We start from the raw sequence: 22778 nt of genomic DNA, 5'->3' as shown, positions 1-22778 counted from the left end.
GGAGCGAAGCGAAATCCGGGATTCCGACAACACGCTCAGCTGCCCCGGATTGCGCTTCGCTTCATCCGGGCTGCGGAGATCGATAGAAACACATCCCTCCCTTCACTAACCACCCGTTCACCATGACGCCCCGCGTCTCATGCGAACGCAGGGGCGCACTTGCGTGATTCTACGGGGCCGGGCGCTGTCCGAATAACGCGGCATTCACCATCTGCCCAAAACTCGCGTCGTCACGGACCATCACACTCGGCCTCGCAACACCCCTTATACTTTTACTCCCTACTCATCGACGCCGGGGAACCCGCCATGTGCGGTTCGAGTGCCCTGCGTAAGAGTAGAAGCGTATGAACACCGCACGCATTGTCGTTCTCGTCATTGCGCTCGGCGCCGGCGGCGTCGCTGCGTATCTGGCGAGCGGCTACGACAACAAGCCCGCGCCCGCGCTCCCGGTGGCCGAGAAGCTGCCCACGGTCGAGGTGCTCGTCGCCAAATCCGACATTCAGCTCGGCCAGGCCGTGAGGGCCGAGGATCTGCAATGGCAGACCTGGCCGCAATCGACCGCAAGCAGCGCCTTCATCCGCCGCGACAGCAGGCCCGAGGCACAGACCCAGATCGCCGGCTCGATCGCACGCGTGCCGTTGATGCAGGGCGAGCCGATCCGCGAGCAGAAGCTGGTGAAGGCTGACGGCTCCGGCTTCATGGCCGCGATCCTGCCGTCCGGCATGCGGGCCGTGTCCACCGAGATCTCCGCCGAGACCGCGGCCGGCGGCTTCATCCTGCCGAACGACCGCGTCGACATCGTCCTGACGCGCCGCCAGAAGAATCCTGAAGGCGCCAACTCGACCGGCGGCGATGACCTGATCCTGTCGGAGGTCATCCTGACCAACATCCGCGTGCTCGCGATTGACCAGGCACCGAAGGAAAAAGACGGCCAGAACGCCGTGGTCGGCAAGACCGTCACGCTCGAGCTCCGGCCCGACCAGGTCGCGACGCTCTCGGCCTCGCGTCAGGGCGGCTCGCTGACACTCGCACTGCGCAGCATCGCCGATGCCAGCGCCTCCGACGGTGGGCCAGAGGACCAGGCGCGAAAGCGTCAGAGCAGCGGCGTGAACGTGATCCGCTACGGCGTGCAAACGCGACAAATGACGTCACAGAAGTGATGGGGACATGATGAACTACGGGGACAATCGGACGGGCCTGCGCATTCGGGGGAAGCGCGCCGGCTCGTTCTGGGTCGGGGCAATGCTGATGTTGGGGCTGGTCGCAGCCCCCGACTGGGTCCGCGCTGCGGATGCGCCGGTCGGAGACCAGGCGCCGATGCAGGCGCCGGACCTCGGCGTGTCACCGGTCGCGACCATCGCGCCGGCGCGAACGCGCTCACTGTCGCTCGGCGTCGGCAAGTCGGTCGTCATCGACCTGCCGCGCGAGGTCAAGGACGTGCTGGTGGCCGATCCCAAGATCGCCAACGCGGTGATCCGCTCGGCGCAGCGCGCCTATATCATCGGTGGCCAGGTCGGCCAGACCAATGTGGTGTTCTTCACCGCCGATGGCCAGCAGGTTGCTTCCTACGACATCGCGGTCAAGCGCGACCTCAACGGCATGCGAACGGCGCTACGCCAGTCGCTGCCAGGCGTGCAGGTCGAGGGCATCGGCGACAGCGTGATGCTGACCGGCTCGGTGTCGAGCCCGGTCGAGGCCCAGCAGGCCGGCGACGTCGCCGCCAAGCTCGTCGGCGGCGCCGAAAAGGTCGTCAACAACATCGTCGTGCGCGGCCGCGACCAGGTGATGCTGAAAGTCGTCGTCGGCGAAGTCCGCCGCGATATCGTCAAGCAATTGGGCGTCGATCTCAGCGCCAGCCTGAATGCCGGCACCGCGGTGGTGAATTTCAACAACTCCAACCCGTTCTCGGCCAGCGGCGGGCCGCTGGTCAGCAGCAACGGGCTTGGCGTCACGGGCCTCGCGAAGGGCGTGGCCACTGTCAACGCCACGATGCGCGCGATGGAAACCGCGGGCGTGATGCGGACGCTGGCCGAGCCGAGCCTGACCGCGATCTCCGGTGAATCCGCGACCTTCATCGCGGGCGGCGAATTTCCAATTCCCGGGGGCTATGCCTGCGATCCGACCACGCATGTCTGTACCACCCAGATCACCTACAAGAAATTCGGCATCTCACTGAACTTCACGCCGGTTGTGCTCAGCGAAGGCCGGATCAGCCTACGGGTGATGACGGAAGTGTCGGAGCTGTCGAACCAGAACGCCATCACGGTGACGCAAGCGCTGTCCTCAAGCTCATCGAGCTCCATCACCATTCCCTCGATCCAGACCCGCCGCGCCGAGACCACGCTCGAGATTCCCTCGGGCGGCTCGATGGCGATGGCCGGCCTGATCCAGCAGCAGACCAAGCAGGCGATCAACGGCCTGCCCGGCCTCGACCAGGTGCCGATCCTCGGCGCGCTGTTCCGCAGCCAGGACTTCGTCAACAACGAGACCGAGCTGATGGTGATCGTAACCCCCTATGTGGTGCGCGCGGTCGCCCAGAAAGAATTATCGCGGCCCGATGACGGCTTCGCGCCGTCCTCGGATGCGCAGTCGGCGCTGCTCGGCCGCATGAACCGCCTCTACGGAATCGCGCAACGCGTTGATCCGATCGACGGCAATCGCGGCGATTTCGGCTTCATCATCGACTGACACGAACGGTTTGGGGACCGGGGCAAGAAACTGGACAAGACAGGGGCAAGAGGGGACCGGGCGATGACGAAGACAACCGATCGACGTCGCAATTTGCGCATTGCGCTCGCGCTGACGGGGCTCTCCGTCATGCTGGGAGCCTGCAACACCACGGGCGAGGTCCTCACCACCCAGACGGTGCCGACCGACTATCGCATGCGTCACCCGATCGCGGTGCAGGAAGGCAAGCGCTCGATCGTGATCTTCGTCGGCAAGGCGCGCGGCGGCCTTTCGGCCGCGCAGCACGCTGACGTGAAGGGCATCGCCCAGGACTGGGTGCGCGAAGGCACCGGCTCCGTCGTCGTCGACGTGCCCATCGACACCGCGAACTCGCGCGCCGCGGCGGCGACCTATCACGAGATCCGGACCGTGCTCGGCAGCGGCGGCGTACCGTCGCGCGCCATCGTCCAGCATCCCTATCGTCCCGAAGATCCCGCCCTGCTGCCGACCATCCGGCTGAGCTATTCCAAGATCGCGGCGGTGGCCGGTCCCTGCGGGCTGTGGCCCGAGGACATGGGACCGTCGATCCTGGACCCCGGCTACAACGAGAACCGGCCTTACTTCAATCTCGGCTGCGCCACCCAGCGCAATCTTGCCGCGATGATCGACAACCCCGCCGACCTCGAGCAACCGCGCGCGGAGACGCCGGCCTACACCGCACGACGCGACATCGCCTTCGACCGCTACCGCAAGGGCAATGCGACCACGACCATGTATCCCGAGGCTGACAAGGCCAAACTCAGCGACACAGGCAAATGACAAACGTCCACGACGAAGAGGCGGACGACCCGCAGCACCCCGAGGAACACATTGCGCCGGTTCCGCGTATCTCGGTGCAGGCCTTTTGCGAGACCGAGCAGACGCTCGCTGCGATGACGGCGGCCGGGCAGGATCGCCGTCTCGGCAAAGCGCATCTCACCGCCAGGAGCGGCGGCCTCGCCGCGGCGATCGAAATCTATGACACGATGCCGACGCCGAACGTCATCGTGATCGAATCCGACGGCACGCGCGACATCCTCGAAGGGCTCGACGACCTCGCCGGCGTCTGCGATCCCGGCACCCGCGTCGTCGTGATCGGCAATCCGAACGACACCGCGCCCTATCGCGAGCTGGTGCGTCGCGGCGTCAACGACTACGTGGTTGGGCCGGTCGAGACCCTCGACGTCGTGCGCTCGATCTGCAGCCTGTTCTCGGCTTCCGAGGCCATCATCACCGGCCGGGTCATCGCAGTGGTCGGCGCCAAGGGCGGCGTCGGCGCCTCCACCGTCGCGCACAACGTGGCCTGGACCATCGCGCGCGACCTCGCGCTCGATTCCGTCGTGATCGATCTCGACCTCGCCTTCGGCACCGCCGGCCTCGACTACAACCAGGATCCGGCGCAGGGCATCGCGAACGCGGTGCTGTCGCAGGATCGGCCTGATACGGCGCTGATGGAGCGCCTGCTCTCCAAATGTACCGAGCGCCTCAGCCTGCTTGCTGCACCCGCCACACTTGATCGCGTCTACGATTTCGGTGCGGAAGCGTTCGATGCGATTTTCGATACGCTGCGCATGACCACGCCCTGCATCGTGCTCGACGTGCCGCATCAATGGTCGGCGTGGACCAAGCGCGCGCTGGTCAACGCCGACGACATCGTCATCGTGGCCGAGCCGGATCTCGCCAATTTGCGCAACACCAAGAACATGCTGACTGTGCTCAAGGCGGCGCGGCCGAACGACCGGCCGCCGCTCTACTGCATCAACCAGGTCGGCATGCACAAGCGCGCCGAGATCGACGTCAAATCCTTTGCCAAGACCATGGAAAGTCAGCCGCTCGCGGTGATCCCGTTCGATTCAAAGCTGTTCTCGACTGCGGCCAATAACGGCCAGATGATCGCGGAAGTCTCCAAGAGCCACCGCACCACCGAGCTGTTCCAGAACATGGCCAACCGCCTCGCCGGGCGCGGCGAGGTGAAAAAGCCGAAGCGTTCGCTGCTCGGACCGCTGCTGAAGAAGCTGAAGGGCAGGACGGGACGCGGATCCGCTCCGCATCGCAAGGCGTCGTAAGGGCGAGAGCGTTTTTGCGCGAGCTGGACTCTCGGCGGCCGGTTACTTCTCCGCCCGCTGCCGCTGCTTCTTCGACAGCAGCTGGCGCAGCGCCGTGACCTTTGCCGCCGCCTGATCCGGCGGCAGATCGGCCTTCACGATAGTCTCTGCCTCGGCCTCGCGGCCCTGCAATCCCAGCACGAGCGCAAAATTGGCGCGGACCCGCGCATCGTTCTGATTGCGCTGATAAGCGCGGCCGAGCACCTGTTCGGCCTTCGGCAGATTGTTTTGCAGCATGTAGGATAGGCCCAGATTGGACAGCACGGTCGGCTCGTCGGGCACGATCTTCAGCGCGGTCGCATAATATTGCTGCGCTTCCTCGTTGCGGCCGAGTTGATCGAGCGCCGCGCCCTGCGCCGACAGGATGTGCCAGTCCGGATCTTCGGGCGTATGCGCGCGGCTGAGCACGTCGAAGGCCTGCTGGAAATTGCCGTTGTCGGCGAGCGCGCGGCCATAGCCGGCGAGCAGCGCCTTGTTGCTGGGATGGGCAAGCACGGCCTGCTCCATCACGGCGACCGCCTGGGCGCGCTGGCCGGTCTGGCGCAGCGCCTTGCCGTAGTCGAGGGCGATGGCGGGATCGCTGGGCTTGGCGCGATAGCGCTCGCGTAGGCCGTCCATGTCCGGCCTGGCGTCGGCCGTGGCCGCGGGGTCGGATTTGCCGCCGGTGCCAAGCGCGCCGGTCACGTCCTCCAGGCTCGTGGTCTGGCAACCACCGAGGGCAAGCACCGCGAGCGCGGGAAGCAGGAATCTCGCCGGGAAAGAGGCAAGGGACGAACGCTTGGACATACTCTGATCACCGCCGGCGGACTGATCAGAGATGCTTTGCCGATTAACGCTAAATTCCCGTTAAGGAAGCGCGCCTCGGGACTCAATTGTTAGCGCATGATCTTTTTGAAAACCGCTTCACAGTTTCCGGATCACGCGCGCTCAGTCGGTGAATTCCGCACCAAACTCGCAACCGATGCGCCAGCGCAGGCGGCATTGGCGGGAATAGTCGGGGGCGAAGATGATGGTGAATTGCGGCGGCAATTCCAGGAACTCCGCCACGACCTTCACGCCACCATCCGAGATATCCGTGATCGTGCAATCCCGCGGCAGCGATCCGGCGCCAAGATGAATCTTGGCAAGCCGGGTGCACATCCGACGTTCGCTCTTCCGGCGATTTGCAAGCATTTGAATTGTTCACCCGTTAGAGCACGGCCCATCCCGCACCTCTAGGAGTAGCGGACATTCGTTGGAATGTGCTGAGGAGAGCCGGTCGCATTCGAGGCGTAGTGTCCGCACCCCGTTTACGATTGGTTAGGGCTCGCGGCGCCGCCATCATCGTTCCCGTATTGTTCTTGTCAGGGCGATCCCGGTCTGCTACCCCTAATTGTGCGAGGGGGCAGCATGGTTCAGCGGGTTTCGACAGTCGCCTTTGAGGGGATCGAGGCTCGTGCGGTCGACGTACAGGTCCAGGTCGCACCGGGCCTGCCGGCGTTCGCCATTGTCGGCCTTCCAGACAAGGCGGTGTCGGAGGCGCGCGAGCGGGTCCGGTCGGCGCTGATCGCCTCGGGGCTTGCGCTGCCGGCGCGGCGGATCATCGTCAATCTCGCCCCCGCCGACCTGCCCAAGGAAGGCAGCCATTACGACCTGCCGATCGCGCTTGGGCTGATGGCGGCGATCGGTGCGATCCCGCCGGATGCGCTGACGGGTTTCACCGTGCTTGGCGAGCTTGGCCTCGACGGCTCGATCGCGCCCGTGGCCGGCGTTCTGCCCGCCGCGATCGGTGCCAATGTGCGCGAGGAAGGCCTGATCTGCCCGGCGGCCTGCGGCTCGGAAGCGGCGTGGGCGAGCCCGGATATCCAGATCGTCGCCGCACATTCGCTGATTCAGATCGCCAATCATTTCAAGGGCACGCAGGTGCTGTCGCGGCCCGTGCCGAAGGTGCATGAGGCGGCAGCCTCCCTGCTCGATTTGCGCGACATCAAGGGCCAGGAGAGCGCCAAGCGGGCGCTGGAAATCGCGGCCGCCGGCGGACATCACCTCCTGATGGTCGGCGCGCCCGGTGCAGGCAAATCGATGCTGGCGGCGCGTCTGCCCTCGATCCTGCCGCCGCTGTCGCCGGGTGAACTGCTTGAGGTCTCGATGATCGCCTCCGTCGCCGGCGAGATCAAAGGCGGCGCGTTGACCTCGCAGCGGCCGTTTCGCTCGCCGCATCATTCCGCCAGCATGCCTGCGCTCACCGGCGGCGGCATGCGCGCAAAGCCCGGCGAGATTTCGCTGGCGCATCAGGGCGTGCTGTTCCTCGATGAGCTGCCCGAGTTCGATCCGCGCGTGCTGGATTCGCTGCGCCAGCCGCTGGAGAACGGTGAGGTCTCGGTCTCCCGCGCCAACCACCGCGTGACTTATCCCGCGCGCTTCATGCTGATCGCGGCGATGAACCCGTGCCGCTGCGGCCATGCATTCGAGCCGGGCTATGCCTGCAAGCGCGGGCGCATCGACCGCTGCACCGGCGACTACCAGGCCCGCATCTCCGGCCCGCTGATGGACCGCATCGATCTGCGGATCGAGGTTCCGGCCGTGACCGCGGCGGATCTGATCCTGCCGCCGCCGGCGGAAGGCTCGGCCGAGGTCGCCGCACGCGTCGCGGCGGCGCGCGACATCCAGCTTGCGCGCTACGCGGATGCCGGTCTGCCGCAGGTTCGCACCAATGCCGAGGCGCCGGCGTCCGTGCTCGAAGACATCGCCAAGCCGGACGCGCAGGGACAAAAGCTGCTGCGCGAGGCCGCCGAAACCATGCGGCTGTCGGCGCGCGGCTACCATCGCGTGCTGCGGGTGGCGCGCACGCTCGCCGACCTCGACGGCGCCGACAAGATCGGCCGGCTGCATCTCGCCGAAGCGCTGTCCTATCGCGCACTCGCGGAGGATGTGCGCCAGATGGCCTGATCATCCAGCGCATCAACCCGGCGGTAACGAGTTTCCTTTACGCTCTGCAAACCATAGGCCCACAAGTTCCCGAGCGGCCTTCGCGAGTAGCTTGGCGAGTAGAGTGTCATGTTGCGTTTCAAGGTCCTGGCCTCAGTGGTTCCCCTGTTGGCGGCTGCGATATTCGCCCGCGGCGAGATTGGATCGGTCTCCCATCCCTGCGTCGCCCTCGGCGATACTTCAGTCGAGCTGACATCCCTGTTCTGGACGGCCGGCGTCCATGTCGCCTTCACCGACGACCAGTCGCGGGCCACGGTGCGGGTCCAGATCACCGACGATGCAGACGCCGCGGACTTTGCGGTCGTGGACGACGGTCTCGGCTCCGAGACAGAGTCGTGCCAGGCCAATCCGGCGGCACGCCTGATCACGATTGCCGCCCAGCCGGTCGATGGCGGCCCGGTCATTTATCTCTCCACCGAAGGCCCGGCCGATTACCGCATCTATGTGCGCTCGAAATCGTTCTCGCAGCGCGAGGCCGCGGCGCTGATCGTCGGCGCTCATGACGGCCACCGCCCTCTCCCCCTTCAGGCCGCCTCCCTCTGAGGCATTAACACCTCGTCAACCCTGTTTGGAGGCGGCCCCAAAGCCTCAAGCTGTTCGCAAGGTCGGCGAGACATCGTCGCAAACGGCGGTGGCGGGACTTCAGGAATCAGGGTCGGTGGCGATGGGTCGGACGTTCCGGATCAAGGTGCACATGCGCCGCTTCAGGCGACAGCACCCCCGAATTGCTTTCGCGATCCGCTCCTTCATGATCTTCTCGGCGACGTTCGGCGGCGCCTATGGCTTCGTCACCGGCAGCCGCGCACAAAATTCCGGCTACGATCCCAACACGTTTGCGATCGGCGCGAGCTTCCTGTTCGCGCTGGCCTGCCTTGGCCTCGCGACGCTCAGCATGCGGCTGCGCTTCGTCAACAAGCGGATGCGCAAGCTCGCCGCCCATAACGAGGCGCTGATCGATCGCAATTGGGAGCTGAAGGAAGCCGAAGAGCGCGCCCGCAGCCTGTTCGAATCGCAGGGTGACCTGATCGTGCTGCGCGACCACCAGGGCCGCATCAATTTCGCCAACGACGCCTATTGCGCGCTGGCTGGGCAGACGCGCAGCGCGCTGATCGGCACACGGTTCGACTTCGACGTGCTCGAACAGGGCGACAGCGCGCGCGAGAGCAACGGCACGCACGTCCACGACCAGAGAATTTCCACCCCGCTCGGCGCGCGCTGGATCGCCTGGCGCGAAGGTTTCGTGCGGCTCGATGCCGGCCAGCCCGCCGAACTGCAGAGTGTCGGCCGCGACGTCACCGACCGCACCGAGACCGAACGCGCCCTGTCGGATGCCCGTGATCAGGCCGACGCCGCCAACCGCGCCAAATCGCGCTTCCTCGCAATGGCCTCGCACGAGATCCGTAACCCCCTGAACGGCATCATCGGCATGGGCGGCCTCTTGCTCGACACCGCGCTGACGCCGGAGCAGACGACTTACGCGAGGGCGGTGAAAACCTCCGGCGAAGCGCTGATGGCGCTGATCGAGGAGCTGCTCGACTATTCCAAGATCGAAGCCGGCAAGCTCGATCTCGACCAACGTCCCTTTGCGCTCTCAACCTTGATTGAAGAGGTCACCGAACTGCTGGCGCCCCGCGCGCAGGCCAAGAACCTCGAGATCGCAGCCTATGTCGACGAGCGATTGCCGCTCGAGGTCACGGGCGATGCCGCGCGGCTGCGCCAGGTGCTGCTCAACCTCGCCGGCAACGCCATTAAGTTCACCGCGAGCGGCGGCGTCGCGCTGATCGTCGAGCCCGGCATCTGGCCGAACGAGATCAGCTTCCTGGTCCGCGACACCGGCATCGGCATCGCGCCCGAAGCGCAGTCGCGCATCTTCCGCGAATTCGAACAGGCCGACGACCGCGTCGCCCGCACCTATGGCGGCACCGGGCTTGGCCTCGCCATCAGCGAGCGCATCGTCAAGCGCATGGGCGGCCGCATCACCCTGGAGAGCGAGCCCGGCAAAGGCTCGACCTTCGAGGTCGCAATCCCGCTCGCGCCATCACAGGGCGACGCCGGACAAACCGCGTTCCCGAGTCCGGACCTCGCCGGCAAATCGATGCTGCTGGTCGCCGACGGCATCGAAGCGTCCCTGATCGCGCGCCGGCTGGAGCGCTGGGGCGGCCAGACCTGCCTGGTCTCCGATACGTCCGCCGCGGAAGCGTTGTTGCCGGAACGCTCATGGCATGCGGTGCTGATCGACCGCGCACTCGGTCCGGCTGCTGCCGATCGCCTGGGCGAAGTTGCCCGCGCCCATGCGACGCAGCGGCTCGTGCTGCTGACGCCCAGCTCGCGTCATGACAAGCTCTCGCCGGCCTTCACCGGCTTTCTGGTCAAGCCGCTGCGCGCAGCGTCGCTCGCCACGCGCCTCTCGCTGGCGCCGGAAGTCGCCTCGCCCGATCTCGCGCCCGAGCCTGTCGAGCCCGCCGCGATCCGAACGCCCGCGAAAGGTCTTTCAATCCTCGTCGCCGAGGACAACGAGATAAACGCGCTCTTGATGCGGTCGCTTCTCACAAAACTCGGCCACCGCGTCGTCATCGCGGTCCATGGCGAGGCCGCGCTGGAATCGTGGCTTGCGGCCAGCTCGGCCGGCACGCCCTATGATCTGGTCTTGATGGACATCCAGATGCCGCAGCTCGACGGCATCGAAGCAACGAAACGCATCCGCACGCATGAGGCTGCCACCGGCGGCCGCCACACGCCGATCCTCGCACTCACGGCGAACACGCTGGTGGAAGATCGCTACGCCTGCTTCGAAGCGGGCATGAACGGATTTTTGATCAAGCCGCTCGATCGCGAGAAGCTGGACGAGGCACTGGCGGGGCTGGCGGCGGCGCGGCAGCTGGCGGTGTAGAAAGGTCTCTCCTTCGTCATTGCGAGGAGCACTTGTGACGAAGCAATCCAGATTGCCTCCCGCTGAGGGATTCTGGATTGCTTCGCTACGCTCGCAATGACGGTGCGGGGACAAGCGTGCCACGAAGCGTGAAGCCGGAGGGTGGGCAAAGGCGCACCGCGCCGTGCCCACCACCTCTGCATGGTCGAACGAATTGGTGGGCACGCTACGCTTTGCCCACCCTACAGCGCCGCTGCTTACAGCCGCCTGAGCGCCACGCTCTCCACCGCGTGGTCCGCGCCCTTCTTCAGGATCAGCGTTGCGCGGGGGCGGGTCGGCAAAATGTTGTCCTCGAGATTGGCGAGGTTGGTGCGCTCCCAGATCGCGGTCGCGGTGGCGGTGGCCTCCTCGTCCGACAACAGGGCATAGCGGTTGAAGTAGGACTTTGGATTGGTGAACGCGGTGTCGCGCAGCGCCAGGAAGCGCTTGATGTACCAGCGCCGCAGCGCCGCCTCGTCGGCGTCGATATAGACCGAGAAATCGAAGAAGTCGGAGACCACCGGCACCGCCTTGCCGTCGCGCGGCAGTTTGCCGGTCTGCAGCACATTGACGCCCTCGACGATCAGGATGTCAGGCTGGTCGATCTCGGCCCATTCGTTCGGCACGATGTCGTAGGTCAAATGCGAATAGACCGGCGAGCGCACATGGCGGCGGCCCGCCTTGATATCGGACAGAAACCCGAGCAGCAGCGGCAGGTCGTAGCTCTCCGGAAAACCCTTCTTCTGGAGGATGCCTTGCTGCTCGAGCAGGGCCTTCGGGTAAAGAAATCCGTCGGTGGTGATCAGCTCGACCTTCGGACGCGGCGACCAGCGCGCCAGCAGTGCCTGGAGCACGCGGGCGGTGGTGGACTTTCCGACCGCGACCGAACCGGCGACGCCGATGACGTAGGGCATCTTGCGGTCGCGGATGTTGAGGAACTGGCGCTCCGCGTAGTACAGGCGCTGCATCGCATCGACATAGATCGAGAGCAGTCGCGACAGCGGCAGATAAATATCCTCGACTTCCTTGAGATCGAGGCGATCGTGCAGCGAGCGCAGCCGGTCGAACTCGCCCGGCTCCAGCGTCATCGGCGTGTCGTCGCGCAATCGCGACCACTGCTCGCGCGTATAGATGCGGTACGGATTATACTGCTGCTCGGGTGCGCGGATATCCATGACGCGACCTTCTCCGTAAAGAGCTCGACTAGCTGCCGCCCTTGCGAGACGCTTTCTCTTCCAACCCGGACATATTTGTCCGCTTGTCCAGCGCCGCTTCCACCTCTTCCAGCTTTATGCCGCGGGCCTTGAGCAGCACAAGGAAATGGTAGAGCAGGTCGGCACCCTCGGCGATCAGATGATCGCGATCGTTTTCGACTGCTGCGATTACGGTTTCGACTGCTTCCTCACCGAACTTCTTGGCGCAATGTTCGGCGCCCTTGTCGAGGAGCTTGCGGGTATAGGAGCCCTCGCCACCGGACGCCGCGCGGGCATCGATGGTTGCGGCCAGATCGTGGATCGTGAAACGCGGCATACTGAATACTCAGAAACACATCCGGCCAGAGGCCAATCCCTGCCAGCCTATGTAGCATTTTTATGAAGCGGAGTCGTCAGGCATCCAGGCGCATGGGTAGTCCACGCCGGGCCATGTGCTCCTTGGCTTCACGGATGGTGAATTCCCCGAAATGGAAGATCGAGGCGGCCAGCACGGCGGTGGCGCGCCCGTCGCGGATACCGTCGACGAGGTGGTCGAGGTTACCGACGCCTCCCGAGGCAATCACGGGAACGGGAACGCTGTCGGCAATCGCCCGGGTCAGCGGAATGTCAAAACCCTGCCTGGTGCCGTCACGGTCCATCGAGGTGAGCAGGATTTCACCAGCGCCGAGCGAGACCACCTCCTGGGCATATTCGATGGCGTCGATACCAGTCGAGTTACGGCCGCCGTGGGTGAAAATCTCCCAGCGCTCGGAGCCGCCGGCGCGCTTGACCCGCTTGGCGTCGATCGCGACCACGACACACTGCCCGCCGAATTTCTCGGCGGCTTCCTTGACGAACTCGCGCCGCGACACCGCGGCGCTGTTGATCGAGACCTTGTCTGCGCCAGCGCGCAGCAGCGTCTTGATGTCGTTGACCTCACGCACGCCGCCACCGACGGTAACAGGCATGAAGCAGGCCTCCGCCGTGCGCCGAACCACGTCCAGCATGATGCCGCGGTTCTCATGCGTCGCGGTGATGTCGAGGAAGGTCAGCTCGTCGGCGCCGGCGGCATCATAGGCGATCGCGGCTTCGACGGGATCGCCGGCGTCACGCAGATCGACGAAGTTGACGCCCTTGACGACGCGGCCGTCCTTGACGTCGAGACAGGGGATCACGCGGACCTTGAACATGTGTCAGCTCCCGGGCGCGTTGCGGATCAAAGTGAGGGCGGCGGCGGGTTCGAGCCGGCCATCATAGAGCGCCCGGCCGGCGATCGCGCCCGCGAGCTTCCTGGCGCGCGGCGTCAGCATCGCCTTGACGTCCTCGATCGAGGCGAGGCCGCCGGAGGCGATCACGGGAATCGAGATGGCGTCGGCAAGCGCGATGGTCGCATCGAGGTTCAGACCCTTGAGCAGGCCATCACGCGCGATGTCGGTGAAGATGATCGCGGCGACGCCGGCATCCTCGAAACGCTGCGCGATCTCCAGCACCGTCACCTGCGAGGTCTCGGCCCAGCCTTCGACCGCGACCTTGCCGTCGCGGGCATCAAGCCCGACCGCGACGCGGCCGGGGAATTTTTTCGCAGCCGCCTTCACCAACTCGGGATCGCGTACCGCGGCCGTGCCGATGATGACGCGGGTGATACCCTTCTCGAGCCAGGCTTCGATGGTCGCGAGATCGCGAATGCCGCCTCCGAGCTGCACAGGGATCTTGATCGTCTTCAGCATCCCTTCGACCGCCTGCGCATTCACCGGCTTGCCGGCGAAGGCACCGTCGAGATCGACGACGTGGAGATACTCAAAGCCCTGCGTGACGAAGCTCTCGGCCTGCGCGGCAGGATCGAGATTGAACACGGTCGCGCGCGCCATGTCGCCTTGCTCGAGGCGCACGCACTGGCCGTTCTTGAGGTCGATGGCAGGAAAGAGGATCACGGTTTCCATCGCAAAAAGTTCGAGATCAGAGCCAGACCAAAACGCTGGCTCTTCTCGGGGTGAAACTGCGTGCCGATGACGGTGTCCTTGCCGACGATCGCGGTGACAGGCCCGCCATACTCGGCGCGCGCGAGCACGTCCGCCTCATTGGCTGCGTTGAGGTGGTAGGAGTGCACGAAATAAGCGTGCTGGCCTTTCGGGCCGAGCGGCAGCTTGTTCAGCACCGGATGCTCTTGCAACAGGTCGAGCGTGTTCCATCCCATGTGCGGGATCTTCAGGCTCTCGTCGCGCGGCGTGATCTTCTCGACGTCGCCGCCGATCCAGTTCAGGCCTTCGGTGATGACATGTTCCTTGCCGCGGCTCGCCATCAGCTGCATGCCGACGCAGATGCCGAGGAAGGGCCGCGCCTTGACGCGCACGGCTTCGGTGATCGCCTCGACCATGCCGTTGACGGCGTCGAGACCGCGCCGGCAATCGGCGAAGGCGCCAACGCCCGGCAGCACGAGACGATCGGCACTGTAGGCCCGGTCCGGATCGCTGGTGACGAACACCTTCTCGCCGTTCTCAAGGCTGCGCGCGGCGCGCTCGAAAGCCTTGGCGGCGGAATGCAGATTCCCGGAACCGTAATCGATGATGGCGACGCTCATCTTGACCCTCCCGGTTCTGGAAACAATCCGATAATGCCGCCGGCCGGCATCGGCGGCGGACTTGAGAATGGCTGACCCGGTACGCCGCGGGTCGGCGGCGGGCCGCCGCGATCGACGGCCCATTGATCGTTGACGATGCCGCGCTGCTTCTGGCTCCAGCGCTCGAAGAAGCGGCGCTCGGCGGTGTCCTCGTCGTCAGCGACGACGACGTCGAGCTGCCGCCACTTGCCGCGCGACAGCGTCCAGCGGCGCAGGCTCGAGGCCTCGAAGCCCATCAGCAGCGCGACGATGGTGTTGGCGAAGACAATCGAGCTCCGGCCGACACCGAGGCTGTGTAGCCCGGCATCGAACGCGGCGAGGAAAACGATCCAGCCGATCAGGGCCAGCCAAAGCCTGTTCCAGGCCAGCCAGAGTGGCCCAAAGATCATCGCCCAGAAATGGAAGCCGTCGCGCACGAACACGAATCTGTCGGTCGCGCGCAGGTCGGCCCCGCCTGGGGTGGGAGCGTGAACTGTGTAGACAGGCATTTTCGATGCCCCGTTTTCAAGAATTCAGTGATGCCGCCGGCGGCGTTTGCCACCAAAACGGAGATGTCAGCCGCCGAGCGAGCCCTTGGTGGACGGAATTTCGCCCGCCGTCTTGGGATCGATCGCAACGGCGGTGCGCAGCGCCCGCGCCAGGCCCTTGAAGCAGGACTCGGCGATATGGTGGCTGTTATCGCCATATAGGGTCTCGACGTGGAGAGTCACGCCGGCGTTCATGGCAAAAGCCTGGAACCATTCGCGCACCAGCTCGGTGTCGAACTCACCGATCTTGTCGCGAGGGAAGTCGGCCTTGAACACCAGGAACGGGCGGCCCGAAATGTCGATGACCACGCGCGACAGCGTCTCGTCCATGGGCATGTGCACGCCGGCATAGCGGGTGATGCCCGCCATGTTGCCGAGCGCCTGCTTGACCGCCTGGCCAAGCGCGATGCCGGTGTCTTCGGTGGTATGGTGATGATCAATGTGCAGGTCGCCAACCGCCTTGACCGTGAGGTCGATGCGGGAATGGCGGGCGAGGAGATCGAGCATATGGTCGAAAAAGCCGATGCCGGTCGCGATATTGGCCACGCCGGTGCCATCGAGGTTCACGGTGACCTCGATGTCGGTTTCCTTGGTCTTGCGCTTGATCGTCGCGGTGCGCATTGAAACTAGCTCTCATCCTGGCTCGGGGGCCGAAAACGCCGGTCTTTTAACAGCCAAATGACGCCTTCGCTACTGCGGGAACGCTCCGGCAGGGCAGCACTTCCGCCTATGGTGAGCGAATTTGAGGCCGGAACGGCCCGTTGTGCGCCTGTTGTCCCCTTGCCCCCGACCGCCTAAATCAGGCCCGACAACGAGGTACGTCATGCAGGATACCCAGAACAGCTCGCCGGTCTGGCACGGCACCACGATTTTGACGGTCCGCAAGGGCGGCAAAGTCGTGATCGGCGGCGACGGCCAGGTCTCGATCGGCCAGACCGTGATCAAGTCCAACGCCAAAAAGGTCCGGAAACTCGGCAAGGGCGACGTGATCGGCGGCTTTGCCGGCGCCACCGCCGACGCCTTCACACTGTTTGAGCGGCTGGAGAGCAAGCTCGAGCAATATCCGGGGCAATTGACACGGGCCGCGGTGGAACTCGCGAAGGACTGGCGCACCGACCGCTACCTCCGACGGCTGGAGGCCATGATGATCGTGGCCGACAAGGACGTCTCCCTGGTGCTGACAGGCACCGGCGACGTGCTCGAGCCCGAGGCCGGCGTCATGGCGATCGGCTCCGGCGGCAATTACGCGCTGGCCGCGGCCCGCGCCCTGATCGACACCGACAAGGACGCCGAGACCATCGTCCGCCGCTCGCTCGATATCGCCGCCGACATCTGCGTCTACACCAACCGCAACGTCACCGTCGAAGCGCTGACGGCCGGTTAAGGGATCGATCTGTGGATGAACAGCCGCGCTCAGGACTCGGTGTAACCTCTCCCGCTTGCGGGAGAGGTCGCGCCGAAGGCGCGGGTGAGGGCTCTCGCCTCTTGGGGGTTCTCTCTAGGGGAGGCACCCTCTCCCCAACCCTCTCCCGCAAGCGGGCGAGGGAGCGCACCGGCGCTTGGGCATGATGCTCGCGCCCGCCAAGAGCACAAGGACGACGATCCCCGCGGTCTATTGGGTCGGCATCGCGCTCCTGCTGCTGGCGCTGCAGGCCTCGATCCTGTTTGCGATGGGGCGGGTGCCGATCTGCACCTGCGGCTACGTCAAGCTGTGGCACGGCGTGGTGAACAGCTCGGAGAACTCCCAGCACATCGCCGACTGGTACAGCTTCTCGCATGTGCTGCACGGCTTCCTGTTTTACGGATTGACGTGGTTGCTGTTCTCGCGGCGTCTCACCTGGCCGGCCCGATTGATCATCGCGATGCTGATCGAGGGCGCCTGGGAGATCGTCGAGAATTCGCCGTTCATCATCGAGCGTTACCGCGCCGGCACGATCTCGCTGGATTATTTTGGCGACAGCATCGTCAACTCGGTCTCGGACACGCTGTTCATGGTGCTGGGGTTCCTCACCGCGCGCGTGCTGCCGATCCCCGCAACCGTCGTCCTCGGGCTCGCCTTCGAGATCATACTGGCGCTGCACATTCGCGACAATCTGACGCTCAACATCCTGATGCTCATCCATCCGATCGAGGCCGTGAAGCAATGGCAATCCGGTCCGCCGATCATCTGACCGTCAAAAAAGCGGCTTGTCCCCGCCGGCTTCTAATCCTAGCTAAGGTCCCATGACAGACTTCTCTCCCCGCGAAATCGTTTCCGAACTCGACCGTTTCATCGTCGGCCAGGCCGACGCCAAGCGCGCCGTCTCGATCGCGCTGCGTAACCGCTGGCGGCGGCAGCAACTCGAAGGTTCCTTGCGCGAGGAAGTGCTGCCGAAGAACATTCTGATGATCGGCCCGACCGGCGTCGGCAAGACGGAAATCGCGCGCCGCCTCGCCAAGTTGGCCAATGCACCATTCCTGAAGGTCGAGGCGACGAAGTTCACCGAAGTCGGCTATGTCGGCCGCGACGTCGAGCAGATCGTGCGCGATCTCGTCGAGGTCGCGATCGCCCAGGTGCGCGAGAAGAAGCGCAAGGATGTGCAGGCGCGCGCCCAGCTCGCCGCCGAAGAGCGTGTGCTCGACGCGCTGGTCGGGGCCAATTCCAGTGCCGCAACCCGCGAATCCTTCCGCAAGAAGCTGCGCGCCGGTGAGCTCAACGACAAGGAAATAGAGATCGAGACGCAATCGTCCGGCAGCGGCATGCCGATGTTCGAGATTCCGGGCATGCCGGGCGCGCAGATGGGCGCGATCTCGATCGGCGACATCTTTGGCAAGATGGGCGGCCGCAGCAAGACCCGGCGGCTGACGGTGGAGAACTCGCACGAGATCCTGGTCAACGAAGAGTCCGACAAGCTGCTGGACACCGATCAGCTGACGTTGGAAGCGATCAGCGCGGTCGAGAACAACGGCATCGTATTCCTGGACGAGATCGACAAGATCTGCGCCCGTGACGGCCGCGTCGGCGGCGACGTCTCGCGCGAGGGCGTGCAACGCGACCTGCTGCCGCTGATCGAGGGCACCACGGTCTCGACCAAGCACGGCGCGGTCAAGACCGACCACATCCTGTTCATCGCGTCGGGCGCCTTCCACGTTGCAAAGCCGTCCGACCTGCTGCCGGAGTTGCAGGGCCGGCTGCCGATCCGCGTCGAGTTGCAGGCGCTGACCCGCGACGACATGCGCCGCATCCTGACCGAGCCCGAGGCCTCGCTGATCAAGCAATATGTCGCCTTGATGCAGACCGAAGGCGTGACGCTCGACATCGCCGACAGCGCCATCGATGCGCTGGCCGACGTCGCGGTCGCCGTCAATTCCACCGTCGAGAACATCGGCGCCCGGCGGCTCCAGACCGTGATGGAGCGGGTGCTGGACGAGATCTCGTTCACTGCCCCCGACCGCAACGGCGAGACCGTCCGGATCGATGCCGATTTCGTGCAGAAGCACGTCGGCGACCTCGCCAAGAACGCCGATCTGAGCCGGTTCATTTTGTAATTTTGGGCGGCCGCGCTATCAATTGCCGCGTGACCGCTCGCATCTTGCAAAACCCCTGGCGCCTTCTGCTCGCGATCAACGCCGCCGTGATCGTCGGCGTGTTTGTTCACAAGATCCAGCTGCCGCCTTACGTCCCCTACGTCCATCTCCTCGTCGACTACCATTTCGGCTTCATCAAGCGCGCCCTGATCGGGGCGATCGTTGCGTTATTCGTGGCCAAGGTGCCGGCCTGGCTGGTCTTCGCGCTCGGCGGGGCGGCGTGGCTGCTCACGCTCGCCCTATACGCAAAACTGTTCCAGAAGACGTTCGGCTTCACCGCAAAGACGCTGCCGCTGTTCGTCTTAATCGCGGGCTCACCGTTCTTCCTGAAAAACTTCATGCACACGCTCGGCCATTTCGACATCTATGGCTGCGCGCTCGCGATCGTCCTGCTGCTGATGCCGGCGAGCTCATTGTTGTTTGTTGCAACGGCGGCGCTGTTCTCGATCACTCTCGTCCTGATCCACCACATTCATCTGCTGATGTATGTGCCGACAATTATCACCATCGTCGTGACCAGGCATTATCTCGTCCACGGCATCACCCGCACGAACGTCGGGTTCGGTCTGGTCGCGCTGCTTTCCGTGACCATCCTGTTCTTCGCCGCGCAGTTCCTGGGAACGATGCCGATCCCGGAGGCGGATTTCGTCGCCTATCTGAAGACCCGGATGGTTGATTCCTCCCGCACCGATCTCTTGCAGTTCAGCTACATCTGGTATCAACCGCTGGCGAAGGAAATCTCGGACACCTGGGCCCGCCTGCCGCACAACATCCTCGGCGTGCCCGTCTTCGCCCTGCTGATCTGGCTGCACGCGCCGCTGTGGCGCTATTTTGCGAAGCTGATCGGTGCGCTCGCGAGCGAGACCCACCGCAGGCTCGTCATCGCGGCATTGATCGGCGTCAGCCTCGCCTACCTCGTGATGTTCGCGATGGTGTTCGACTATTCGCGCTGGATCTCGAACTGGGCGGTCTGCATGTTCCTGATCCTGCATGCGGTGAAGATGCTGCCGGCCAGCAAGGAGGCAGCGCTGATTTCTGAAGAGGATCGGAAGACAAATATCCTCGGTCTGATCATCACGCTGATCCCTCGCGTCGGAATCGTGCGGCCTTTTTAGACGGTGTGCTCCCTCTCCCGCCTGCGGGAGAGGGCTGGGGAGAGGGTGTCTCCAAAAAGGGGTTCCCCAAGAGGAGAGAACCTTCACCCGGCGCTTCGCGCCGACCTCTCCCGCAAGCGGGAGAGGTGTAGAGCCGCTAGAATCTCGCCCGCCTGATCCGCACGTAAAGCGCGCCCTCGCCGCCATGGCCAATCCCAGCCTCCTCGAACCCGACCACGAAAGCGCGGAATTCCGGCAGGCTCAGCCATTCCGGCACGTGCCGACGCAGCACGCCGCTTTCGCCACCGCTCCGGCCCTTGCCCGTGATGACGAGGACAAAGGTCAGGCCATCGTGATGGGCGCGGTGGAGGAACCCGGTCAAGGCGCGATGTGCCCGCATCTGGGTCATGCCGTGCAGATCAAGCCGTGCCTCGATCTCGCTGCGGCCGCGTGACAGCTTTGTACGTTCGCGCTTGCCGAGCGGCGCAAGCGGCGGCATGGCCGGTTTTGATGGACGTGGGGCCGGCGCTTGAGCCAATGGCCGCGGCGACAGCGCAGGCTTCGCAACCGGCGCTGCGGACGAAGGCTCGGCGCGCGGCGCGGCGTGCGCCTTCTTTGCGCGATGCTTCCGCAGCGGCTTGACCTGTTTCGCAACGAGCTCCCACAGCTCGCGATCTTCCTCGGTGAGCCCACGACGGCGCGGCGAGGGACGCGGATCCAGCACGGGCGGACGGGACGATCGCTTCATTGCTGGTGGGAACGACTTTTCATGTGCCTGCGCGGTTCGCGGACAGGTTCTATCACAGGACGCGGCGCCGGTAGCGGTACCGGGCCGGCAATTGCGACAGTCTCGCCCTTCCCCGGGTCCTTGGCGGGATCGATCTGCGGAAACAGCTTTGCAATCTTCGCCGACGGCCGCGGATCCGGCACCGGCAATCGCGCGGCACGCACGCCGGGATCGAGGCTCTTCGGCACCAGCATCACGAAATGCATGGGATGACGCAGCCGCCCCGAGACACGGCCGGCATCGGCCCCCGCGCCAAAATAGAGATCGGCACGGGCGGGGCCGATGATGGCCGATCCGGTGTCCTGCGCGATCATCAGGCGGTGGAACGGCGTCTTGGCGCGCTCGGACTCGATCGGCAGCTCGCCTTCGATGAAGAACGGCGTGCCATAGACATGGAGCGATTTGTCGACCGCGATCGAACGGCCGGCGGTCAGCGGGATGCCTTGAGCACCGACCGCCTCGTCCTTGTCGGACAGATTGACCTCACGGAAGAAGATGTAGGAGCGGTTCTGGCGCCGCAGCTCCTTGGCGCCGTCGGGGTTCTGCGCCATCCACTCCCTGATCTTCTGCATCGACATCTCTTCCTTCGGAATGATGCCCCGCTCGATCAGGACACGCCCGACGGCGGTGTAGGGATAGCCGTTATAGGAATCGTAGTTGAGCCGGAGGGTGGCGCCGTCGTCGAACTTGATCCGCGCCGAGCCCTGAATCTGGGCAAACAGCAAATCGGTCGGATCCTTCAGCCAGGCGATCTCGAGACCGCGGCCGGCGATCTTGCCGTCCTCGATCTCGCCGCGGTCGTAATAGGGCACGAGCTTGCGGCGGCCGATCTTGCGATAGACCGCACCCTTGTTGGGCAGGCTGACGGACGCCTGATTGTAGCCGCGCACGAACAGGTTCGAGGGCCGGCGGTAGACCGGGACGTTGTAGACATCGGTCTGCGTGCGCGAGCCGTCCAGCACCGGCTCGTAATAGCCGGTGACGAAGCCGTCGGGCTCGCCGAGACGCGAAATACGCAAGGGCGAAAAGTTCTCCTCGAAGAAGGTTTTTGCTTTCGCGTCCTCGGTGAGGTCGAGCGATTTGGCGGCCCGGCAGGGCTCGCCCAGCGAGCCGCTCAGTGCCTTGGACTCGGCAGCACCGGTCTGTGGATTGATCGAACGACAGCTTGCGCGAAAGGTCTTGTAGGCCGCGAGATGATCATCGTCGCTCCACCCCTTCACGTCCGCCCAGGCCAGCGGCAGATATTGTGCGCCGGGAATTTCGAATGGGAGAGGGAGGTGCGGATAGGGCAAGGCCCGCGGAGGGATCGCTGCCACTTCGGGAAGATGATGGTAATGGCTGCGGTAGTGGCGCCGCGCAGCTTCGGCGCCAAGCGAAAACGAAGCCAGCACGACGGCACCTGCGCAAAGCGCCGTCGCGCTGTTCTTCAGAAAACTCTTAATTCGCGCTTCCGGTGCCAACCAGCTTCCAGTTCGGATCGCGAGAGGTGATATCGCGGGCGAAAGTCCAGATGTCGGTAATGTCGGCGACCGTGTCGGCGCTGCCGTCGACGATATTGCCGGCCTTGTCACGGGTGGCCGAGATCATCTGCGAAACGAAGCGGATCGTGAGCTGGGCCGTGCGGTCGCGCAGCTCGGCGCCGACCAGCTCGGCCTTGTCGATCGAAACGAAACGGGTCTCGGTCTTCTGCTCGTTCTTCTCGCGGTCCTTGATGGCGGCATCGAAGCTCTCATAGACCTCCGACGACAGCAGATCGCGCAGCGCACGGCGGTCGCCATTGGCAAAGGCCAGTACGATCATCTCATAGGCGCCGCGGGCGCCTGAGATGAAATGGCGCGGGTCGAAGGTGGAATCCTTGTCGACGATGGCATCGAGGCCCTGGGCCAGCGGGGTGCCCGGCTCGGTCAGGCCCTTCCAGCGGTCGGAGGGCGGGGTCGGCTCGGCTGCCGGCGCCAGCGGCGCCTGGTCGATCACCTTGCCGGGCATGGTCACGACGTTCTTGTCCGGGGCTCCCCCTAGCGCATTGCGAGCCGTGCGGTCGAACGGCGGCCGCTCATTGCCGGTCCGCTGCCCCAGCACGCTGCGCAGCCGCAGGAAAATAAAGACCGCCAGCGCAAGGAAAATGATGGTGTAGATGTCCACGTCGAATCGCTTTCTGGTCTTTTCAGAGGGTCGTTGCCGGGAAAATCAATCCGGCCAGTAGACCGTTCCATACCGGAACGGCAAGATGACATCACCACTTTAAGCCGGCGTGTCACGTCCGCCGGATGTAGGCACGAAATCTGGCCCGGCCAATGGCGCCTTTTG

General features: G+C 64.8%; 23 protein-coding genes. 11 read left to right on the top strand and 12 right to left on the bottom strand.

Going from position 1 to position 22778, the window contains the following annotated elements; all coding sequences use genetic code 11:
- The first annotated feature begins 344 nt into the window (after positions 1–344).
- From cpaB to ABIA96_RS22345, 4 genes are all read left to right on the top strand, one after another.
- Complete coding sequence (gene cpaB / locus ABIA96_RS22360; protein WP_354139204.1) at positions 345–1160, top strand: Flp pilus assembly protein CpaB; 816 nt, start codon at positions 345–347, stop codon at positions 1158–1160.
- A gap of 10 nt (positions 1161–1170) precedes the next feature.
- Entirely contained in the window at positions 1171–2688 is a 1518-nt protein-coding gene (locus tag ABIA96_RS22355; RefSeq protein ID WP_354139301.1) for a type II and III secretion system protein family protein, read from the top strand.
- A gap of 63 nt (positions 2689–2751) precedes the next feature.
- On the top strand, positions 2752–3486 hold the full coding sequence (locus tag ABIA96_RS22350) for a CpaD family pilus assembly protein (RefSeq protein WP_354139203.1): 735 nt from the start codon (positions 2752–2754) through the stop codon (positions 3484–3486).
- Positions 3483–4772 (top strand): CpaE/TadZ family protein, encoded by a 1290-nt coding sequence (locus ABIA96_RS22345; protein ID WP_354139202.1) that lies wholly within the window; start codon positions 3483–3485, stop codon positions 4770–4772. Before ABIA96_RS22350 ends, ABIA96_RS22345 begins: the two co-directional genes overlap by 4 nt.
- A gap of 42 nt (positions 4773–4814) precedes the next feature.
- Here ABIA96_RS22345 and ABIA96_RS22340 read toward each other — a convergent pair whose 3' ends face one another.
- Positions 4815–5597, bottom strand: coding sequence for a tetratricopeptide repeat protein (locus tag ABIA96_RS22340; protein WP_354139201.1), 783 nt, complete (start codon positions 5595–5597; stop codon positions 4815–4817).
- Between the two features lie 141 nt (positions 5598–5738).
- The gene (locus ABIA96_RS22335) at positions 5739–5984 is read right to left on the bottom strand and encodes a PilZ domain-containing protein (RefSeq protein WP_354139200.1); all 246 of its coding nucleotides are present in this window, start codon (positions 5982–5984) and stop codon (positions 5739–5741) included.
- A gap of 216 nt (positions 5985–6200) precedes the next feature.
- Between ABIA96_RS22335 and ABIA96_RS22330 the strand changes: the two genes are divergently transcribed.
- The 3 genes from ABIA96_RS22330 (at position 6201) to ABIA96_RS22320 (ending at position 10668) form a co-directional block, all read left to right on the top strand.
- The gene (locus ABIA96_RS22330; RefSeq protein WP_354139199.1) at positions 6201–7739 is read left to right on the top strand and encodes a YifB family Mg chelatase-like AAA ATPase; all 1539 of its coding nucleotides are present in this window, start codon (positions 6201–6203) and stop codon (positions 7737–7739) included.
- A gap of 108 nt (positions 7740–7847) precedes the next feature.
- Positions 7848–8321, top strand: coding sequence for a hypothetical protein (locus ABIA96_RS22325; RefSeq protein ID WP_354139198.1), 474 nt, complete (start codon positions 7848–7850; stop codon positions 8319–8321).
- Positions 8322–8442: 121 nt separating this feature from the next.
- Positions 8443–10668 (top strand): PAS domain-containing hybrid sensor histidine kinase/response regulator, encoded by a 2226-nt coding sequence (locus ABIA96_RS22320; RefSeq protein WP_354139197.1) that lies wholly within the window; start codon positions 8443–8445, stop codon positions 10666–10668.
- A gap of 236 nt (positions 10669–10904) precedes the next feature.
- Here the strand turns inward: ABIA96_RS22320 and coaA are convergent, their stop codons facing one another.
- The 7 genes from coaA to hisB all read right to left on the bottom strand — a co-directional run bounded on the left by coaA (position 10905) and on the right by hisB (position 15644).
- Positions 10905–11861: a type I pantothenate kinase gene (gene coaA, locus ABIA96_RS22315; RefSeq protein WP_354139196.1), complete on the bottom strand. Its 957-nt coding sequence runs from the start codon at positions 11859–11861 to the stop codon at positions 10905–10907.
- A gap of 28 nt (positions 11862–11889) precedes the next feature.
- A complete protein-coding gene (locus ABIA96_RS22310; RefSeq protein ID WP_354139195.1) occupies positions 11890–12216 on the bottom strand; it encodes a phosphoribosyl-ATP diphosphatase in 327 nt (108 codons plus the stop codon).
- A 76-nt stretch (positions 12217–12292) separates the two neighbouring features.
- Positions 12293–13069, bottom strand: a complete 777-nt coding sequence (gene hisF / locus ABIA96_RS22305) for an imidazole glycerol phosphate synthase subunit HisF (RefSeq protein WP_354139194.1) — start codon at positions 13067–13069, stop codon at positions 12293–12295.
- Between the two features lie 3 nt (positions 13070–13072).
- Positions 13073–13810, bottom strand: a complete 738-nt coding sequence (gene hisA, locus ABIA96_RS22300) for a 1-(5-phosphoribosyl)-5-[(5-phosphoribosylamino)methylideneamino]imidazole-4-carboxamide isomerase (RefSeq protein ID WP_354139193.1) — start codon at positions 13808–13810, stop codon at positions 13073–13075.
- Complete coding sequence (gene hisH, locus ABIA96_RS22295; RefSeq protein WP_354139192.1) at positions 13807–14457, bottom strand: imidazole glycerol phosphate synthase subunit HisH; 651 nt, start codon at positions 14455–14457, stop codon at positions 13807–13809. Before hisH ends, hisA begins: the two co-directional genes overlap by 4 nt.
- Complete coding sequence (locus tag ABIA96_RS22290) at positions 14454–14984, bottom strand: DUF2628 domain-containing protein (protein WP_354139191.1); 531 nt, start codon at positions 14982–14984, stop codon at positions 14454–14456. Before ABIA96_RS22290 ends, hisH begins: the two co-directional genes overlap by 4 nt.
- 66 nt (positions 14985–15050) lie before the next feature.
- Positions 15051–15644 carry an imidazoleglycerol-phosphate dehydratase HisB gene (hisB, locus tag ABIA96_RS22285; protein ID WP_234684149.1) on the bottom strand — a complete coding sequence of 198 codons (594 nt, stop codon included), beginning with the start codon at positions 15642–15644 and terminating at the stop codon, positions 15051–15053.
- Between the two features lie 202 nt (positions 15645–15846).
- On the opposite strand from hisB, the gene hslV reads away from it, so the two are divergent.
- From hslV to ABIA96_RS22265, 4 genes are all read left to right on the top strand, one after another.
- Positions 15847–16407 carry an ATP-dependent protease subunit HslV gene (gene hslV, locus ABIA96_RS22280; protein ID WP_354139190.1) on the top strand — a complete coding sequence of 187 codons (561 nt, stop codon included), beginning with the start codon at positions 15847–15849 and terminating at the stop codon, positions 16405–16407.
- A gap of 184 nt (positions 16408–16591) precedes the next feature.
- Positions 16592–17194 (top strand): DUF2585 domain-containing protein, encoded by a 603-nt coding sequence (locus ABIA96_RS22275; protein WP_502918846.1) that lies wholly within the window; start codon positions 16592–16594, stop codon positions 17192–17194.
- 52 nt (positions 17195–17246) lie between these two features.
- Entirely contained in the window at positions 17247–18551 is a 1305-nt protein-coding gene (hslU, locus tag ABIA96_RS22270) for an ATP-dependent protease ATPase subunit HslU (RefSeq protein WP_354139188.1), read from the top strand.
- Positions 18552–18580: 29 nt separating this feature from the next.
- Entirely contained in the window at positions 18581–19705 is a 1125-nt protein-coding gene (locus tag ABIA96_RS22265) for a hypothetical protein (protein ID WP_354139187.1), read from the top strand.
- A 136-nt stretch (positions 19706–19841) separates the two neighbouring features.
- On the opposite strand, the gene ABIA96_RS22260 is transcribed toward ABIA96_RS22265, so the two are convergent.
- The 3 genes from ABIA96_RS22260 to ABIA96_RS22250 are packed head-to-tail and all read right to left on the bottom strand — an operon-like array spanning position 19842 to position 22613.
- A complete protein-coding gene (locus tag ABIA96_RS22260; RefSeq protein ID WP_354139186.1) occupies positions 19842–20432 on the bottom strand; it encodes a Smr/MutS family protein in 591 nt (196 codons plus the stop codon).
- Positions 20429–21931: a murein transglycosylase A gene (mltA, locus tag ABIA96_RS22255; protein ID WP_354139185.1), complete on the bottom strand. Its 1503-nt coding sequence runs from the start codon at positions 21929–21931 to the stop codon at positions 20429–20431. The genes ABIA96_RS22260 and mltA overlap by 4 nt, the downstream gene beginning before the upstream one ends.
- The gene (locus ABIA96_RS22250) at positions 21909–22613 is read right to left on the bottom strand and encodes a Tim44/TimA family putative adaptor protein (RefSeq protein ID WP_354139184.1); all 705 of its coding nucleotides are present in this window, start codon (positions 22611–22613) and stop codon (positions 21909–21911) included. The genes mltA and ABIA96_RS22250 overlap by 23 nt, the downstream gene beginning before the upstream one ends.
- Positions 22614–22778 lie beyond the last annotated feature (165 nt).

The organism is Bradyrhizobium sp. LB11.1 (assembly GCF_040549385.1).
Classification (GTDB): domain Bacteria; phylum Pseudomonadota; class Alphaproteobacteria; order Rhizobiales; family Xanthobacteraceae; genus Bradyrhizobium.
Note: the sequence above shows the minus strand (reverse complement) of the source record. Positions and strands in the feature narration are given on the sequence as shown.